The 17,731-nt window shown below is 61.5% G+C and carries 12 protein-coding genes; 5 read left to right on the top strand and 7 right to left on the bottom strand.

Annotation, left to right across the window (positions count from 1 at the left end):
* Positions 1 to 413 precede the first annotated feature (413 nt).
* Positions 414 to 2,318: a CocE/NonD family hydrolase gene (locus SINAC_RS28270; protein WP_015248990.1), complete on the bottom strand. Its 1,905-nt coding sequence runs from the start codon at positions 2,316 to 2,318 to the stop codon at positions 414 to 416.
* Positions 2,319 to 2,682: 364 nt separating this feature from the next.
* Here SINAC_RS28270 and SINAC_RS28265 point away from each other — a divergent pair, with 364 nt between their 5' ends.
* The 3 genes from SINAC_RS28265 to SINAC_RS28255 all read left to right on the top strand — a co-directional run bounded on the left by SINAC_RS28265 (position 2,683) and on the right by SINAC_RS28255 (position 6,258).
* Positions 2,683 to 3,942 carry a Gfo/Idh/MocA family protein gene (locus SINAC_RS28265; RefSeq protein WP_015248989.1) on the top strand — a complete coding sequence of 420 codons (1,260 nt, stop codon included), beginning with the start codon at positions 2,683 to 2,685 and terminating at the stop codon, positions 3,940 to 3,942.
* A 194-nt stretch (positions 3,943 to 4,136) separates the two neighbouring features.
* On the top strand, positions 4,137 to 5,234 hold the full coding sequence (locus tag SINAC_RS28260; protein WP_015248988.1) for a DSD1 family PLP-dependent enzyme: 1,098 nt from the start codon (positions 4,137 to 4,139) through the stop codon (positions 5,232 to 5,234).
* A 238-nt stretch (positions 5,235 to 5,472) separates the two neighbouring features.
* Positions 5,473 to 6,258 (top strand): sigma-70 family RNA polymerase sigma factor, encoded by a 786-nt coding sequence (locus SINAC_RS28255; protein ID WP_015248987.1) that lies wholly within the window; start codon positions 5,473 to 5,475, stop codon positions 6,256 to 6,258.
* A 55-nt stretch (positions 6,259 to 6,313) separates the two neighbouring features.
* Here the strand turns inward: SINAC_RS28255 and SINAC_RS28250 are convergent, their stop codons facing one another.
* Both SINAC_RS28250 and SINAC_RS28245 read right to left on the bottom strand, forming a co-directional pair.
* Complete coding sequence (locus SINAC_RS28250) at positions 6,314 to 6,511, bottom strand: hypothetical protein (RefSeq protein ID WP_015248986.1); 198 nt, start codon at positions 6,509 to 6,511, stop codon at positions 6,314 to 6,316.
* Positions 6,512 to 6,657: 146 nt separating this feature from the next.
* Positions 6,658 to 7,671, bottom strand: coding sequence for a sugar phosphate isomerase/epimerase family protein (locus SINAC_RS28245; protein ID WP_015248985.1), 1,014 nt, complete (start codon positions 7,669 to 7,671; stop codon positions 6,658 to 6,660).
* 190 nt (positions 7,672 to 7,861) lie between these two features.
* On the opposite strand from SINAC_RS28245, the gene SINAC_RS28240 reads away from it, so the two are divergent.
* Positions 7,862 to 8,521, top strand: a complete 660-nt coding sequence (locus SINAC_RS28240; RefSeq protein ID WP_015248984.1) for an HAD family hydrolase — start codon at positions 7,862 to 7,864, stop codon at positions 8,519 to 8,521.
* Positions 8,522 to 8,713: 192 nt separating this feature from the next.
* Here SINAC_RS28240 and SINAC_RS28235 read toward each other — a convergent pair whose 3' ends face one another.
* Complete coding sequence (locus SINAC_RS28235; protein ID WP_015248983.1) at positions 8,714 to 9,394, bottom strand: copper homeostasis protein CutC; 681 nt, start codon at positions 9,392 to 9,394, stop codon at positions 8,714 to 8,716.
* A 562-nt stretch (positions 9,395 to 9,956) separates the two neighbouring features.
* On the opposite strand from SINAC_RS28235, the gene SINAC_RS28225 reads away from it, so the two are divergent.
* Complete coding sequence (locus tag SINAC_RS28225) at positions 9,957 to 10,550, top strand: hypothetical protein (protein ID WP_015248982.1); 594 nt, start codon at positions 9,957 to 9,959, stop codon at positions 10,548 to 10,550.
* Positions 10,551 to 10,786: 236 nt separating this feature from the next.
* Here SINAC_RS28225 and lon read toward each other — a convergent pair whose 3' ends face one another.
* The 3 genes from lon to SINAC_RS28210 all read right to left on the bottom strand — a co-directional run bounded on the left by lon (position 10,787) and on the right by SINAC_RS28210 (position 17,726).
* Positions 10,787 to 13,345 (bottom strand): endopeptidase La, encoded by a 2,559-nt coding sequence (gene lon / locus SINAC_RS28220; RefSeq protein WP_015248981.1) that lies wholly within the window; start codon positions 13,343 to 13,345, stop codon positions 10,787 to 10,789.
* 902 nt (positions 13,346 to 14,247) lie between these two features.
* A complete protein-coding gene (locus tag SINAC_RS28215; RefSeq protein ID WP_015248979.1) occupies positions 14,248 to 15,843 on the bottom strand; it encodes a sulfite reductase subunit alpha in 1,596 nt (531 codons plus the stop codon).
* Between the two features lie 14 nt (positions 15,844 to 15,857).
* Positions 15,858 to 17,726 (bottom strand): NirA family protein, encoded by a 1,869-nt coding sequence (locus SINAC_RS28210; protein WP_015248978.1) that lies wholly within the window; start codon positions 17,724 to 17,726, stop codon positions 15,858 to 15,860.
* Between the last annotated feature and the right edge of the window lie 5 nt (positions 17,727 to 17,731).

The following is a 17,731-nucleotide window of genomic DNA, read 5'->3' as shown; positions in this document are numbered from 1 at the left end:
AACCATCTCTTCACGAAAAGGTGAGAGGTTGGCTCCGACGTCGGCTCAATGAAACGGAGGGGAAGCGATTTGGCAAGAAAAGCATCAAACTATCTCGAAATCCTTCATTTCACCGCATGAACGCCGATGCCAAAGAGATCGCAAAGATCCGCTCTCTCAAAGCTTGATGCAGATCGGATCGGGCTACCGGCAATTCGTGCAAATGCACTCCTGGCCATCAATTGTAGAGCGTCCGATTGGGAGACAAGATGTGATCCACGATTTAGTTCGAGCTCACGAACTGTCGAAGCCTTGAAAAAACTCCCGGCGCATGCAACATACCAATTGCATCACGTGCCACGAACTAATAGGACACAATGAGTGCGAGAGTGGATGAGCACTTAGCGAAATCGAACCGAAGGAATTGTCCCCGGTTAACGGCTTCCCGGCTCGACGAGGGGAAGCACGACCTCCGACTTGCGCTGAATGTCATGGAAGATTGTATTATCCACAGCCATCATTCGTCTATGGCTTCCAAGCGGATCGCCCGTGTTTGGGTTGACATCGAACCGAGGGAAGTTGCTGCTAGAAACGTCGACCCGCAAACGATGCCCTTTCTTAAAAAGATTCGAGGTTGGATATAGCGTGATCGTCAATGGATAGACCTCGCCTGGGACCATCAGCTTCGGTTGGTCCAATGACTCACGATAGCGGGCGCGAATGATGGAATCGCCGATGTTCAAATCGAATCCCAACGGATAGTCAGGGTTGGGGGGAATCTCGTCGATCAGCTTGGCGGTGAAGTCGGTGTCGGGGGCCGTTGAGGAGACCCAGAGTTTGACCGTGACGGTGCCGGTCACCTCGAGGTCGACGGCGAGTGGTTCGGTCCGGAAGACGAGGACGTCGCGGCGCTCGGAGAGGGGCAGGCGATTCTCGGCCGCGTGGGTGTCGTCCCGGGGGCGCTGGTCGTAGCCGCCGTTGGTCATCAGGCCTTGGTTTGAGGAGATGTTGCCGCCGATCGTCGGAACGGGATGGCGAGGGTCGAACGTGTAAGTCGTTTGGGACGAATCCTCCGAGGGCGCGGTCGTCGTGAGGGTCCCATCGCCTCGTAAGTAATAAGAGGTGGCGCGAGCGCGGGCGAGGGGCCATTCCCGCTCGGCTCGCCAGAAACCGCCGTGCTGGAGACGGCCGGTGGCCGACTTGCGGTCGTCGCCGGTTCCCATCACGTAGATCAGGACGGGTGGGTCGTCGTCGACACCATTGCTCTCCCCCTTCAGCCAGCGGTCGTACCAGCGAAGCCTCCAGGCCGATAGGTCGACCCCGGCATCGGCGGAGAACTCCACTTCGCCCGCGACGTTTGCCTGTTGCGACGCGTGAACCCAAGGTCCGATAGCCAGTCGCTGAGGGGAGCGCTTCGCCTTCGCAAGCGCCTCGTAGTTGAGGGCGACCTGGCGGGTCCACGAGTCGTACCAGCCGGTGATGTGAAGGACGGGAACATCGGCATAATCGGGCAATTGATCCACGACCGACATTCCCTTGATCTTCCAGAAGGGAGATTCAGGGCCCGTACGCATGGCCTCAGCGAGCCAGCTCTCATATTCGGGGACGACTCGGAGCGGCGTCGTACCCGCACGAAATGGAAGGCTGTCGACATGCTGGCGGATCTGCCGGGCGTTCTGGACCAGGGCCGTTTTGAGGGCCGGCTCCGCCAGGGCAGCGTGGCTGTTGGTGGCACCTTGATCGAAGATCCAGTTCATGAACCGAAGTTCGAACGCGCCCCCGTGGCGCATCCCGCTGATCCCGCAATTCGAGAGCGCGTCAATCGGGATCATCGTCGTGAGGTGCGGAGGCTTGGCCTCGGCCAAGGCGTGCTGGGTCCCCCCGCCGTAGCTGACCCCGAACGTGCCGATCTTGCCGTCCGACCAAGGTTGCGCGGCGATCCACTCGACGACGTCGTAACCGTCGGCCGGGTCGTCCGCCATCATTCTCCAAGTCCCTTCACTCGCGTATCGCCCACGCACGTCGTTGGCCACGACGACGTAGCCGCGCTGGGCGTAGTAACGCCCGTCAGCCGCTGTTCCGATCTTGTTATACGGGGTTCGGGTCAGGAGGGTCGGAAACCGGCCGGCAACCGCTTGGCCGTTGCGTGCAGGGCGATAGAGGTCGGCAGCAAGCTTTGTGCCGTCGCGCGTCGGGACTTTGACGTCGGTTTCGATGACCACGTCGAATTCCGGGGCACGATGCGTGACTTGCGGAGGTTCCGCCCAAGCCATCCGGAGGCTCGAAAGAAGAAGGAGGAGGGGCACGACGAATCGCCCCATCAATTGACGCCTTCTCATTCCAATCCTCCCCACAGGGTGGAGCCTGATAACCACGGCCCACTCGGAATCAAGCGATCGCGTCTGCATATTTCATTGGTAACAAGCAATGACTCAAGATCATGACACACATCTCCACCGTCAGGTTACTCAGACTTCTGATGGGACGCAATAACCTGCGAGTCACCCGACTTCGGGGGAGACGGCGGATGACTCGCGCGAAGTTGACGGTTAGGATCGGAAGCCGTCCTTGAGATTCAAAGGAGAGGCCGGGATAAATGCTTGCCTTGCCCCTACGCGGGGCGCTATGCTCATTCGTGAGCGGGGAAGCAACCGCCTGGGTTGCGTCGTCTCAACCTAATGGTGCCGGAGGGGGATCTCGATCATGACTGGGCCGAATCGGCGGACGTTTCTGGGGATGGCCGGAATGGTCGCATTGGCAGGTCGCTCGGTCTCAGCCGCTCCCAGTGAGAAAGTCCGGCTGGGGGTGATCGGACTCAGCACCCGTGGGACCGATCTGACAAAGTCGATCGTCAAGCAGAAGGACGCGGAGATCGTTGCCGTTTGTGACATCGACGACGCCAAGTTTGCAAACGCGCTCAGCGCGATCCAGGCGGCCGGGTTCAAGGAGCCTCGCCAAGAGAAGGACTACCGCAAGCTCCTCGACGACAAGTCGATCGACGCCATCGTAGTCGCCACTCCCGACCACTGGCACGCGCTCTTGACCGTGCTCGGCTGCCAGGCGGGCAAAGACGTCTACGTCGAGAAGCCGGTCAGCCACAACGTCGTTGAAGGACGACGCATGGTCGAGGCAGCCCGCAAGTACAACCGGATCGTCCAGGCCGGCACCCAGCGCAGGAGCATGGAGCATATCAAGGACGCGGTCGAGTACATCCACGCCGGCTCGATCGGCAAAGTCGGTATGGCCCGCTCCTGGATCCACCAGGTTCGTAAGCCGATCGGCCACGGAACGCCCGGGCCCGTTCCCGAGGGGGTCGACTACGCGATGTGGCAAGGCCCTGCCCCGGACCGCCCGTTCATGGCCAATCGGTTCCACTACAACTGGCACTGGTTCTGGAACTGGGGGACCGGCGAGCTCGGCAACAACGGGATCCACGGCCTCGATATCGCCCGCTGGGGCCTGGGGGTCGATGCCCCCCTCCGCGTGACCTCCGGCGGTGGCAAGTACGTCTTCAACGACGACCAGGAAGTGCCGGATACCCAGATCGTCACCTGGGAGTTCCCCGAAACCTGCCTGGTCTGGGAACACCGGATGTGGTCAAAGCACGGGACCGAGGGAGCCGGTTTCGGGATCGCCTTCTATGGCGACAAAGGGACCTTGCTGATCGACGACAAGGGCTGGCGGGTCGAAGAGGGCAAGGAGGCCGGCGGCAAGCCCAAGGGGGATATCGGCGAGCACATTGCCAATTTCCTCAGCTGCGTCAAGTCGCGGGAAAAGCCCAACGCCGAGATTGAGATCGGCCACCTCAGTACGCGACTCTGCCACCTGGGCAACATCGCTCATCGGGTGGGGAGAAAGCTGACATTCGACGCCGCGACTGAGAGTTTCGCAAACGATTCCGACGCCAACAAGCTTCTCAGTCGTGAGTACGGCAGTCGAATCGAGATGCCCTCCCAAGTTTGAGTGACCCAAACTCGATTGACGGCCGTACGTACTGTTGACCATCGCATCTGCCTGATTTGCCTTTTCTCCCCTGGGATAGCGAGGCGCCCGTGATCCCAGGGGGGGAGACTAGCAGATGCAGGTCAGGTGGATTGCCTCTTGCGTGCCGAACCTTCCCGACGGGTCGACGGTGACCCAGACCGAGGAATCTCTCCATGCAGCTCAGCGCGATCGGTGTCCCGGTGGAGGAGCTCGATACGCCTGCCCTGCTCCTGGACCTCGACCGGTTCGAACAGAACATCGCCAAGATGTCCGAACATTTTCAAGCCCGAGGTGTGGCCTGGCGGCCCCACGCCAAGGCCTTCAAAACACCTGCGATCGCCCATCAGTTACGTAAGGCAGGCGCCATCGGGGTGACGGTCGCCAAGGTTTCCGAGGCCGAGATCATGGCGGCCGCCGGGATTGATGACATCCTGATCGCCCACCTGGTCGTCGGCCCCCACAAAACGAAACGCCTCGCCGCCCTCCAGCGCCACGCCGACGTCAAGGCGACCGTGGACCATCTGGACCAAGTCGCCCCTCTCGGCGAGTCCGCCCGTGTCTGCGGAGTTACAATCGGAATTCTCGTCGACGTCGACCTCGGCCTCCGTCGTTGCGGTGTGGCCTCGGCTACAGACGCGGTGAAACTGGCCCAGGTCGTATCCGAAACCCCCGGGCTTCGCTTCGAAGGCCTGATGGGTTACGAGGGGCATGCCCTCATGATCCCCGATCGCGCACAAAAGAAGGCGGCCATCCAGGAGGCCATTGGGATCCTCCTCAGTACGAAGGACGCAGTCGAACGCGCGGGACTCAACTGTCGGATCATCTCTGCGGGGGGCACAGGGTCCTACCAGTACACGGCCGATCTTCCCGGGATCACCGAGATCCAGGCGGGGGGAGGGATCTTCGCCTGTCAATATTACACGCAAGTCTGCGGGGTTGAGGGACACTGGCCTGCCCTCTCACTACTGGCCACGGTGGTGAGCCGACCGGCCCCCGATCGCGCGATCCTCGACATTGGCCACAAATCCGTCAGCCAATATCGGACCCCTCCCATCTTGCGAGATTACGACAATTGCCCGGTGATTGGCCTCTCAGCCGAGCACGCCGTCGTCGGAGTCGCTCCTGGTAATGATTTCCCAATCGGAAAAAAAGTGGCGGTTATCCCCGGATATAGCGATTTTACCTTTGTGCTCCACGACCGAGTCATTGGCCATCGCTGGGGACTGGTGGAAGTGGTTTGGCCACTCCTGGCCCGGGGAATGCTCCAGTGATCCTGGAGAGGACCCTCGACTTTTCAATGCGTGCATGCTATCATTATAGGGAAGTCCGAGCGAATTGATCTCGAACGATGGGGCGGATTTGGATACGGTGGCACTACAATGGAGTGGCTGCCCGGAATTCACGTCCTAAATTCCTTTGAGACGATTTGCTCAACCCGAGTGCTCTTGAAGTTCGATTCTCGCCCCTTTCTGTAGGGAGGGTTACGCGAGAAACCGAGGAGGGAAATGCGTGCTTAGCGGCAATCGAGACGGGAAGAAACGGCGTTCCTACCGACCGGCGGTCGAAGCGCTCGAAGCACTCCGGCTGCTCAGTAGTGCCGCGCAAACTCTTCCTGACATTGCTGTTGAGCGCGACGTCGTCTTCTCGCCCCCGACATTCGAGGCACCGCCGACTACCGATCTTTCCGACGCCGCCTGGGACGAAGCCCTCGGGCAGACTCACCTTGCCGATATCCTCGGGTCGTCGACGAACGACGTGGATCCCGAGGCCGTCTCGTCCGGCCTGCTCCAGTTGAATCGCTACCTCAGTCGCGCCTGGTATCGGGCGGGGGTCGCGGTCCAGATGCATGATGACTGTTCGCAGGCCGTCTATGTGACTCTGCTCCAGAATCTGGGGCGTAGCCGGTTCGACTCGCTGCTATCCGAGATTGGCCAGGTGGGGATCCGCGACGTCTTGAGCCGTGAAACGGCCGATGGCCCTGACTTCTTCCGGGCCATCGACACGGTCAAGAAGCGGGCGCAGCGGGAGCGGACGTATCAGCCGCTCGACTCCGCCGTGGCTGCGGGGTCGGCGACCGAGGTCGACGCAAAAGCTGGCTGGCGGAACGCGCTTCAAGAGGCGATTGACCAATCGCTCAACCCTCGTGAGGCGGCCTTGATCTACGCGACCCTCAAGGGCGAAACGCCGGCCGAGATCGCGTCGCAGTGGGGTGTCGCCCCCAAGACCGTCAGCAACGAGAAGACCCGGGTCATTCAGAAGCTCCGGGATACTCTCACCGCCGACCTGCTCGATTGACCTGACGCGTCAGGGCCGGGCGCTCACGTCGGAAAACGAAGCAATCTCAGCCCGTTTACGACGGCTTTTTGCTGTTCGAAGTCGACTTGGCCGGGGCGGGCTTGGTGCTGCCTGTTTCGGTTTTCGACTCCGAGGAGGCGGGGGCGGCGGCTTCGGCCTGGCCTTGCTCGTCGACACCGTGCTCCAACTCGCGAGCGCCGAAGATGTTCTCAAAGTTGGGGAAGCCGTATTTGCGAATGATCGGACCGCTCATCGTGGGGAACTCCAAAGGGCGGAGAAGGGCGGGACAGTCAAGCCGTTGTTGCGACACGCCGCTCTCGTTTCGGATTGCTCTCTCTAGTGTTCTGACTCGAGAGAGCAGCGTCAAGCGCGGCGTGTCCGGGTCGGCGGCCGTCGTGTTTAGCGTTTGGCGGGTGCCTGGGCATCGGCGAAGGCGGTATCGAAGCCACGCCCCGAGGCCGGGAAGCCCATCTTGTCCTTGACGAACCGCGCGGCTTCCGCCGCCCCGTACTCACGGTCCATGCCCGAGTCTTCCCACTCGACGGAGAGGGGGCCTTCGTAGCCGAGGTGGTTGAGGGCGCGGGTGATTTCCTCGAAGTTGACCTGGCCACGGCCGGGCGAGCGGAAGTCCCAACCGCGTCGCGAGTCGCCGAAGTTGAGGTGCGAGGTGAGGATCCCCGACTTGCCGTCGAGCGTCAGGGCGGCATCCTTGACGTGGACGTGATAGATCCGGTCCGGGAAGGCACGGAGGAAGGCAACAGGGTCGACCATTTGCCAGAGAAGATGGCTCGGGTCGAAGTTGAATCCGAACTCCGGACGGAAGTCGAGCGCCTTGAGGGCCATCTCGGCCGAATAGAGGTCAAATGCAATTTCGGTCGGATGGACCTCCAGACCGAACTTGACCCCGCATTCCCGGAACACGTCGAGGATCGGGTTCCAGCGCTCGGCCAAGAGTTTGAAGCCGTCGGCGATCATCGAGTCGGGCACCGGCGGGAACGAATAGAGCAAATGCCAGATCGACGACCCTGTGAAGCCGTTGACGACCTTGACGCCCATCTTTCGCGCGGCCCGGGCGGTGTCCTTCATCTCCTGGATCGCCCAGTCTCGCTTCTTCTCGGAGTTGCCGCGAAGATCGGGGGGAACCCAGTCGTCGGTCCTGGAATCGAGCACGTCGAGCACGAGTTGGCCGACGAGGTGGTTCGAGATCGCCCAGCACTTGAGACCGTAGCGCGCGAGCAGGTCGTGCCGCTCCTGGCAGTAGTTGTCGTCTTGGAGCGCCTTCTGCACGTTGAAATGATCGCCCCAGCAGGGAAGTTCGATACCGTCGTATCCCCACTGGCTTGCCTTTTGGCAGATCACTTCCAGCGTCAGGTCGGCCCATTGGCCAGTGAACAAGGTGACGGGTCGTGCCATTGGTACATAACCTCGCGGATCGGGGTGATCAAATGCGCCGGTGGAACACGGCGGAAGTGGGTCGTTGGGGAAAAAGGCAACCATAGGGACCCTCGGCGGGAAAGTCAACGATTTGACGCCCCCGACTTCCGAAGGTGATAATCCAATCAGCGGACGGTCATCGAATGCCCTGACGAGCTTGTTTTCCGCCATGCCGACACGTGCTGTCCTTTTCGACTTCGATGGCGTCATTGCCGACACCGAAAATATTCACATCGCCGCCTGGCAGCGCACGCTGGCGCGGCTCGGCTGGGAAGTCCCCGACGAGGTCTGCGCTCGCGCCGTCGAGGTCGATGATCGCATCTTTCTCGCCGACCTCTTCGCCCAACGGAAGCTCGAACAAGGGGACGTGGAAGGCTGGGTCCGGAGCAAGCAAGAGCTGACGGCCTCGATGCTGACAGCCTCTCCCCGGATTTATCCGGGCCTCGTCGAGCTGGTCCGGTCGCTCATCGGTAAGGTTCAGCTGGCGATCGTCTCAACGACCTGGCGAGAAAACATCGAGATCGTCCTCAAGGCCGCCAATCTTGAAGACGCCTTTCCGACGGTGGTCGGCAAGCAGGACGTGACCCTTGTCAAACCCGACCCCGAGGGCTATCGCCTCGCCCTCCAAAAACTCGGGATCGCCCCAGAAGACGCCATCGCCCTGGAAGACTCCGCGACCGGCCTGGCCGCCGCACGAGCGGCCGGCCTCCCGGTCATCGCCGTGGGCCATCGCCTCCCGCGCGGTGAGTGGGTGGGCTCGTCCAACTTCGTGGACGACCTGACGAATCAGCCCAAGCTCATGCCCCTTCTCGGCCTCGGAAACGGCTAACTCCAAGCTTCAGGACGAAGATTTCGACGCGCACTCGTTTGAGCTGTTGCCAGATCGGCGGGATTTCCCTTGGCCTGCGGGTGTCTCACCCACAGGCTGGCTTCGGCTGAGGCAATGGCTTTTAAAAACGCTCACACAAGTCATTGCTTGTATTTTTATTTGAAAAATAGGCTGAAAAACTGAAATAAGCCATTAGTGGTACCATGCTCTCACGACCTCCACAATTCGCCTGACCTTATCGGCATCAATTCGATCCCCAGTGCATACCGCCGAGCCAATGTGGATTCCTTTCAGGTTCGCCTGGAGGAAGGCTGAGAGATCCGCTTCGGTGATGCGGCCTCCCGCTGCGATTGCAATGCGGCCGGCGGTCTGCCGAGACAATTCGGCAAGCCTGGCCAAGCCATCCACGGCCCTGACAGCCCCCCCTGAGGTCAGGATTCGGTCGACGCCGAGACCGATCAGTTCGTCTACAACTTCGAGGGGATTGGCCATTTCATCGAACGCGCGGTGGAACGTAACGTCCATCGGGTGAGACGCCGCGATGAGTTGGACGAGCCGCGTTTGATCCAACGAGTGATCGGGTTGCAAAAGGCCGATCACGACACCCGCAGCCCCCAGCGACTTGGCCATCGCGACGTCATGCTGCATGACCTCGAACTCCGCCTCGGAGTAGACGAAATCGCCCCCTCGCGGTCGGATCAGGACGTGGACCGGGATCGCCAGCCGACGGCAAGCCACGGCGACCGTTCCCAGACTGGGGGTCACGCCACCGACAGCCAGATCCTCACAGAGTTCAATCCGGTCCGCTCCCCCTGCATAAGCCGCCAGCGCGGACTCGATCCCCTGGACGCAAATTTCGACCGCGACATTCATGCTGCCTCCTTGTTCTTGGTGCGAACCCACCCTGGCTTCGGTTTCACATCGTTGACGATGTCAGTCCCACCGGCGTGAGTCGTTGGTTGACATGTCTCATCAAGAATCTTCGGGCATTGGACGATATCTTTTCTTGGATTTCCGCCTTATTCCGGTTGTCCCGACTTCGGCGTTTGAGTTGCCGTTTCGCGGCCAATCGAGCAGGCCCGCCGTTGCACCCGAGCGGCCTGGACGACGGCGAATGAGATTTCTAAAAGACCTGATCGCACGGGTGTTCCACCAAGCCAGGATCACCCCCACCGAATCACGACAAACCCGGAGGGCGGCTCAAATCGCGTGGATGGCTCGATCAGCCACCATGCATGTCGTACCCAGGCCCTTCTCAATCATCATCGTCTGACCAGGCACACCGATGTCTTCTTTGGAAAAGGCGTTTTCCAGCGTCAACCACTGACCCGCAATGGAGTCGGAGTCATGCTGGAAATCAGGGTCACTCCGCACAGTCCAATGCAATCGGCTGCAACAGAGTGTTCATCGCGAATCCCTATCCCTTGAGGTGTCCATGAGCAAGGCGAAGAAAAAGAGTGTGATCGAGAAGGTCGGACAGAAGGTCGGCACCGCGCTCGAGTCGATCGGCGGGGTCCTCTCTGACGGGGCAGAAACGATCAAGGAGGCTGGTGCAAGCGCGATTGAAGGACTTGGAGCCGTCCTCCCCTCCCTGTCCGCAGCGTCCAAGTCCTCGAGCCGGACGAAAGCGAAGTCAACCGCATCGAAGGGGCATGCTCCCCAGGGGAAAGGGAAGACCGCCGCGCCGAAGGCACCTGCCTTGAAGGCTCAGGCCCCGAAGGCGGCAGGCAAGCCCACCCTAGCAAAGGCCGACGCGTCGACGGCAAAAAGCAAGACCGCGACGCCAAAGGCCGCCGCAACGAAGGTCCCCGCCTCGACCGCGAAAAGCAAGACTACCCCGACGAAGGGGGGGCAAGCCAAGGCCTCAGCGTCCCCCACGTCCGTAGCCAAGCCATCCGAACCCAAAAGCTCCTCAGCCTCAAAGGCAAAAACCCCCACGCTCAAGGTCAAGGGGACGAAGACGAAGGGTAGCGACGACAAGCCGGCCAAAGCGGCCACAAAGCGGACGACAACGAAGAAGGCTCATTGAGGAGACAGCTTGTCCCTGAAGGAGGAAAGCCGTCGTTGGAGCCCGCATCCGCCGAGATTGAAGTGCACGTACGAAAGCCGAAAAGATCCGCCAAGGGCTCGCCACTTCTCCCCCTCCAATCGCGCAACAAAAAAGACCCACCATCACCAGGCGAGATCGCCTGGTGATGGTGGGTTTGCCGCGCTCACTCAGAAGCAGGACGGAATGGGTTCGCCTTTACCAGCCCTCCAAGCTTCTTAGACGGCAACGCGTCGGTCGGCGAATCCTGAATCGTCGAGCCGGGTTCGGCCTTCGAATGCCTTCCCTGCCCCCCCCGAAAAGGCTGGGGTCGCCAAGGTGATTTCGAGGGCTTCATCGAGGGTCGAGACGCAGTGGAACGTCAGAGCCTGGCGAACGTCCTCGGGAAGGTCGTCGAGGTCCGCTTCGTTGTCCTTGGGCACAAGGATATGAGTGCAGCCCGCCCGGTGGGCTCCCAGCACCTTCTCCTTGACCCCACCGATCGGCAGGACTCGCCCTCGGAGGGTAATCTCACCGGTCATTGCAACGTCGCGGCGGACCGGTCGACCCGACATCGCCGAGATAATCGCCGTGGCCATCGCGACGCCCGCAGACGGGCCGTCCTTGGGGATCGCTCCGGCGGGAACGTGAACGTGGACTTCGATCGAACCAAGCCGATCCGGAGGAATGTCCAGCTCAGGGGCATGGTTCGCCGCATAGGTGGTTGCCGCTCTGGCCGACTCTTTCATCACGTCGCCAAGCTGGCCGGTCAGGATCAGGTTGACGTTGCCCCATCCGCCGTAGGGAACCGTCCCCTCCGAAGCGCTCGGCCCATGCAGCTTTCGGATCGCAGCCTCGACGAACATAATGTCGCCGCCGCTGGGGGTGTAGTACATCCCGGTGGCAACGCCCACCTCGTTGGCTGTACCGGCATGCTCCGGATGGACCCTGGGCCGGCCCAAGAGCTCTCGGATCCTCGTCGGAGTAATCGTCCGTTCGACGGTCTCGCCCGCCGCGATTCGCCGGGCCAACTTTCTGGTCACGGCACCGACTTGCCGCTCGAGCTGGCGGACGCCGCTTTCCCGAGTGTATCGGCTGACGACTTCCATCACAGCATCATCGGTAAACGTCACTTGCTCTTCATCCAGGCCCGACTCCGCGATCTGCCTCGGGACGAGGTAAGTCTTGGCGATCTCGGCCTTCTCACGCTCGGTGTAACCTGAGAAGTCGACCACCTCCATCCGGTCGAGCAAAGGTGCAGGGATGTTCTGCAGGAAGTTCGCCGTGGCGATGAACAGAACCTCGCTCAGGTCAAACGGGACGTTCAGGTAATGGTCCGTGAACGAATCGTTCTGAGCCGGGTCGAGCACCTCCAGCAAGGCGCTGGCGGGGTCGCCCTGATGGGAAACGCCCAGCTTGTCGACTTCGTCCAGGAGGAAGACCGGGTTCTTGGTGCCGGCGTGCTTGAGCGCCTGGATAATCCGGCCGGGCATGGCCCCCACATAGGTTCGTCGATGGCCTCGGATGTCAGCCTCGTCGCGGACCCCTCCCAGCGCGGCCCGGACGTACTTCCGCCCCAAGGCACGGGCGATCGACTTGGCGATCGACGTCTTGCCCACACCCGGCGGGCCGATGAACAGGAGGATCGGACCGCGAGCCATCGCCCGCGCCTTGGCCTCGCTCGCATCCTTGACCGGACGCTCCTCGTCCTCGACGGCGCGGATCTGCGCCTCGCCGGTTGTCTCCACTTCCTTGGCGAGCCGCCGGGCATTGAGCTGGCGGACGGCGAGGAATTCGAGGACCCGGTCCTTCACATCTTCGAGTCCATAATGGTCCTCGTCGAGCACCTTCGAGGCGTGCGGAAGGTCGAGGTCGTCGTCGGAACGGGTATTCCAAGGCAATTCCGCCACCCACTCGAGGTAGGTCCGGATGACTTGCCCTTCCATCGACTCACGCCCGGACCGCTCCAGGCGGCCGAGCTCGCGCTCGACCTCGGCTCGCGCATCGGCAGGAAGTTCGAGAGCGGCAAGCTTGGCCCGCAGGTCCTTCATCTCGCGTGATTGGTCGTCGTCACCCAGTTCTTTCTGAATCGCCTTCATCTGCTCGCGGAGGTACATCTCCTTCTGCCGCTCGCCCAGCTCAGACTGGACCTGCGACTTGATCTGGTCCTGCGCTTCCAGCATTCCGATCTGGCGCTGAACCAGGATTAGGACACGGCGGAGCCGGTCCTCGACGCCGAGCGTCTCCAGCAGGTTCTGCTTCTCTTCAACAGAGAGCTCGATGTAGCCTGCGACCAGGTCGGCGAACCTGGCAGGGTCGGTCACGGAGTCCATGACCTGGTGGAGCACCTCCTCCGGCAGCCCTCGGCGCTCGCCCAGTTCCATCGCCCGTTCACGCGTCTCTCGGTAGAGGGCCGCGAAGGCCGGATCGTTCAGGTTGAGCGGCTGCATCTCAGCAACAGGCGAAGTCGTCGCCTTCAGGAAACCTTCGGAGGCATCATAGTGGAGCGCGTAGGCACGCTCCTCTCCCTGGAGGAGCAATTGGGCCCCGCCCAGGCCGCGCTGGATCTGACCGATCCGAGCGATGACGCCGTTTGCGTAGAGTTGCTCAGGCGCGGGCTCCTCAGCCAGGTCGCGCTGGGCAACGGCAAAGACAAGGCCGTCACCCTTGATGGCCGCCTCGATCGCCCGCAGAGTCCCCGGTCGCCCGACAGCGATCGGCACGGTCAAACCAGGGAAAATCACCATTCCTCGGAGCGGGAGGACGGGGAGTGATTGTGTGTTGGCCAAGGGATTCACCTATCCTTTCGTCCCGGCGGAATTCTCGGTGTCCGGGTATCGTCACGTTCTCTCGTGTCCCGAAATACTACGTTGTCGGCTGTCCAGTTGTTCGCGGTAAACCCGAGGGGTAAACAAGTCGAGGATCCGTCGGTTCACCCGATCGAATTCCTTTGGCAGAACCCAGCTCGACGCTCCCTCGATTCATTCTAGGCGCGACGACTCGCAAGTCACCCTGCTCGACCTGACACCCCGATCCCGGGCTGCCGTTCCGCGGATCGAGGCCTCGCGCCCTCCCCCACGAGCCATCGACCTTGACGCCCCCGACTTGAAGCACTCAGCTTTGCCAAGTTCGAAGTGGGGAGGTTAACGGGGCCTTGTCCTCGTACGAGGCCCCGGAAATCAACTGGAGGCGAGAGAATTGACAGCAAAAAAACCAAATTCAAATATTCAATAATGAAATTTCAAGCAATAACATTCTGGCAATCCGACCACCACGAGTCTCAAGCCCTTCTCAACGATGTCGAAGCCTCGGCCACGGATTCTGCTTTTATTTCAAATTTCATTAATGTTAAAATGTTATTTTTTCTAAACTTGCCATGTCGTAAGGAACAGCGCGGACGCGCTACGGCCTTTGCCCGCGGTCTGTGGGGCCTGGGACGAGAAGTGACTGTCTCGGAAGGTCATGGCCGAACTGCGGCGGTACGTTCGCGAGGAATTGGCCATCGGTGTGTGGGCTTCGGTGCCCATGCTTGTGTCCCTGGTGATGAGTGTTGTGGTAAACCTCATCGACCAGGGCACAACCCCTATCTTTCCAGAGCAAAATGGCTTATGGCCAGTCGTCGGCTTGGTGGAGGTCGGCGAGAAGCCTCATCGATTTCGCCACTGGTTTCTCGAGCCGAGCTGCCATTGCCAGGTTCTGTTTAGTAGACGTCCCTCCGGTATCTCTTCTCAGACGACAGACGGGCGATGTAAGCCTTGGCAGCGTCTGCATTGAGGCGGCCGTGGGTTTGGACGACCTCACGGAGGGCGCGGTCAACGTCGGCGGCCATGCGCTTGGCATCGCCGCAAACGTAGATATAAGCGCCTTCGTTGAGCCAGCGATAGAGTTCCTCACCGTGCTCCACGATGCGATCCTGGACGTAGACCTTGCGTCCTTGATCGCGGCTGAAGGCTGTATCGAGGCGGGTCAGGAGTCCGCAGCTTTGGAAGCGGGAAAGCTCCGCTTCGTAGAGGAAGTCGAACTCGCTCCGTTGGTCGCCGAAGAAGAGCCAGTTCTTGCCTGATGCGCCGGTCGCTTCGCGTTCGTGGAGGAAGGCCCGAAACGGCGCGATGCCGGTACCAGGCCCGATCATGATCATTGCCGCACTGGGGTCGGCCGGTAGGGAGAACCCGTGTGACGGTTGGACGAATACGCGGACCGACGCCCCAGGGGCAACGCGGTCGGCCAGCATCGTCGAGGCGACTCCCTTGCGGCCCCGGCCATTGTATTCGTAGGTGACCCGCCGGACCGTGAGGTGGACCTGGCCGCTGTGCCGCCTGGGAGAACTGGAGATCGAGTAAAGCCTTGGCTTGATCCGTGAGAGTGCGGCGACGAATGGAAAGGGAGAGGGCCTGGCAGTGGGGAAACTTCTCAAAACATCAAGCACGTCGAAGCCAACGATTGGACCGTCATCTTCGACCAACGCGCGGAGACGGGTCGACTCTTCAGCGTCAGTTGCAGCATCGGCGAGGAGGAGCAGGAATGCTTCGGTCACCTCGTTGAGGCAACACTGCTTCCGGAGCGCGGTGGCTAGGGAAACTTCGGGCCCATCGCTCAACGCGACCGGTTCGTCGCCGCTTGCGCCAAGAGCTGCGACCACTTCCTCGGCCAATGCGTCGCAGTTCTCAGGGTAAATTCCCAGCGAGTCGCCGACGGAGTAGGTCGGGCCTTCGGCTCCGAGTTCAATCTCGACGTGACGTGTTTCCTTCTCCGAGCCTGGCTGGTTCAGAGGCGTTGTCGACACGATCTGAGCCGTATACGGGTTTTCACGCGACCACCTGTCCTTTCCGAGATGGGATACCCCGTTGACGTGCGTTTGACTTGCGGCCGGAGTCATTGTGATGACTACGGGTTGCTCCTTGAGCAATCGTTTGAGGGTCCTCGATGTTTCCGAACCGCCCGGTGCGCAGAGGGTCAGGCGGTTCTCAGAACCATCGGCAATGGCCTCGGCGTAGGTCCGGCAGAGGTAGCCACAAGCTCCGCAATCGAGCTGGGCGGTCGCAGACATCAGGCGGCGAGGGAGGGGCTCGCCGTCGGAGAGCTTGAGCCGTTCGTCGATCGAGAGGGTCGGGTCGTGCCACGGTTCGGGCGCGGGTTCGGCGACGGGGGCGGGGGCAAAGGCTACGGCCTCGGCAAGTGCCGGGGCGATGCTCGCGGTTTCACCGTTGAGTCCAAGCCAGCCGGCGAGAAAGCCATTGAGCCAGGCACGTTGCTCGGAGTTGAAAGGGGCGGTCTCGGGAAGGATTGCGATGCTCATGGTTCGTCCATCCTTCAGGCGGTTTGGAGGGAGAGTTCCGACGCGACCGATCCGTTGAGAGTCACTGCGGGGGGCTCGCCGGCCGCGCGAAGGGCCTCGAGCGTCTGTCGTCGGGCGAAGGACGAGAACGACTCATTCGGCAGGCGATGAGCCTGGTAAGCTTTCAAAAGGCGTTCGACGGCCGGCGGGATCGCGTCGAACGGCATCGCATCGAACAGTCGGCGGCCAATCCCTTGCTCGGTCCCGTAGCCACCGCCGACGCAAAGGTGATAGCCCTCGACGAGGTCGTCGCCAACCTCCACCTTCGTCGCTTCGAGGCCGAGATCGCCGATATAGTGTTGAGCGCAGGAGTGGTGACAGCCGGTCAGGTGAATGTTGATCGGTTGGTCGAGGTTGACCCGCGATTCAAGGTATCGGGCCAGAATCATCGCGTGGCCCTTGGTGTCGGACGCCGCAAACTTGCATCCCGCGTTCCCCGTGCAGGCCACCAGGCCGCTCCGAACACTCGACGCGTCCCAGCCAAGGCCGAGCGCCTCGATCGCGTTTTTCACGGCAGGAAGGTCCCCCTCCTTGACGTCGGAAATCAGGAGATTCTGCCAGACGGTGAGGCGGATCGTACCGCGACCGAATCGCTCAGCGATGTCGGCGAGGCCATCCATCTGGTCGGCCGTCATCCGGCCAACCGGAAGCACGACGCCGACATAGAATCGTCCGTGCTGTTTCTGAGGATGAACGCCGACGTGGCCCCAGCGGTCGTCACCGCCCGATAACTCCCAGCGGTCGCTGGAGACCTTCCTCAGTGGCTTGCCCAACTCCGTCTCGACCTCGGCGAGGAACTTGTCGAAGCCCCAATCGTCGAGCACATACTTCAACCGCGCCTTCTTGCGGTCGGTCCGGTCGCCCGACCGGATGAAGACGCGGACGATCGCAGCCGCAACGGGAACGCATTCCTCGGGACGAAGCAAAACGCCGGTGTCACGCGCGAAATCCTTGTGGCCCGTGATCCCACCAAGGGTCAGTCGGAAGTAGACCCCCGGCGAGACCTCGTCCGCAGCCGAATCTTCTCGGACATTGACGGCCTTGAAGCCAATGTCGTTCGTGTCGTCGAGGCTCGAGATCCGACCGCCGCCGTCAAACGCGATGTTGAACTTTCGCGGTAATCCGTACATCTCACGGTGGTTGAGGATGTAGTGGTGCATCTCCTTGGCGAGCGGAAGCGTCTCGATCAATTCTTGTGGGTCAATGCCGCTCGTGGGATTGCAGGTGACGTTCCGGATGTTGTCCGCCCCCGATCCCCGGGCGACGATTCCCAACTCGGTCAGCGTGGTCAGTACGGCCGGGGCGTCGTGCGGACCGATTTCGCGAACCTGGAGATTCGCTCGCGTGGTCACGTCGGCGTACCCACCCCCCAGCTCGCGTGCGATCCCGGCCACGCCCCGAAACTGCCAGGCCTTGATCACTCCCCCCGGCAATCGCAACCGACACATAAATGCGTTTTGCGCAGGGGCGACAAAAAAGAGTCCCGAGTATTTATACAGGAAAACATTCGTATCCTTGGGAAAAAGGCCCGCGCGGGCGTTCGCCTGAATCTCGTCGTACATGGTCAACGGATCCTTGGCCCGCTTGGCTGCCTCCTCCTTGCAGAGGACTTTCCCCCCGGAGACGGCCCGGTCCTGCGCCTCGACTTGCAACCGCTCCGGCGACGGCGGCCCGACAGCGGTTCCCTTCGGACCAAGGGTGACCACCGCCCCTGGCGCTGCGGCGCTTCCCGAGAGGATCGGCAGGCCGCGCACCGCCCGGGCGACGTCGGTCCCCATTGCGAAGCCCTGTAAGAAGGTCTTCTGCGCTTCGGTCAGGCCGTTGCTCTGATTGTGATCCGACATCGACG

It is taken from the genome of Singulisphaera acidiphila DSM 18658 (assembly GCF_000242455.2).
GTDB lineage: Bacteria > Planctomycetota > Planctomycetia > Isosphaerales > Isosphaeraceae > Singulisphaera > Singulisphaera acidiphila.
This window is presented reverse-complemented; position numbering and strand designations above follow the sequence as displayed.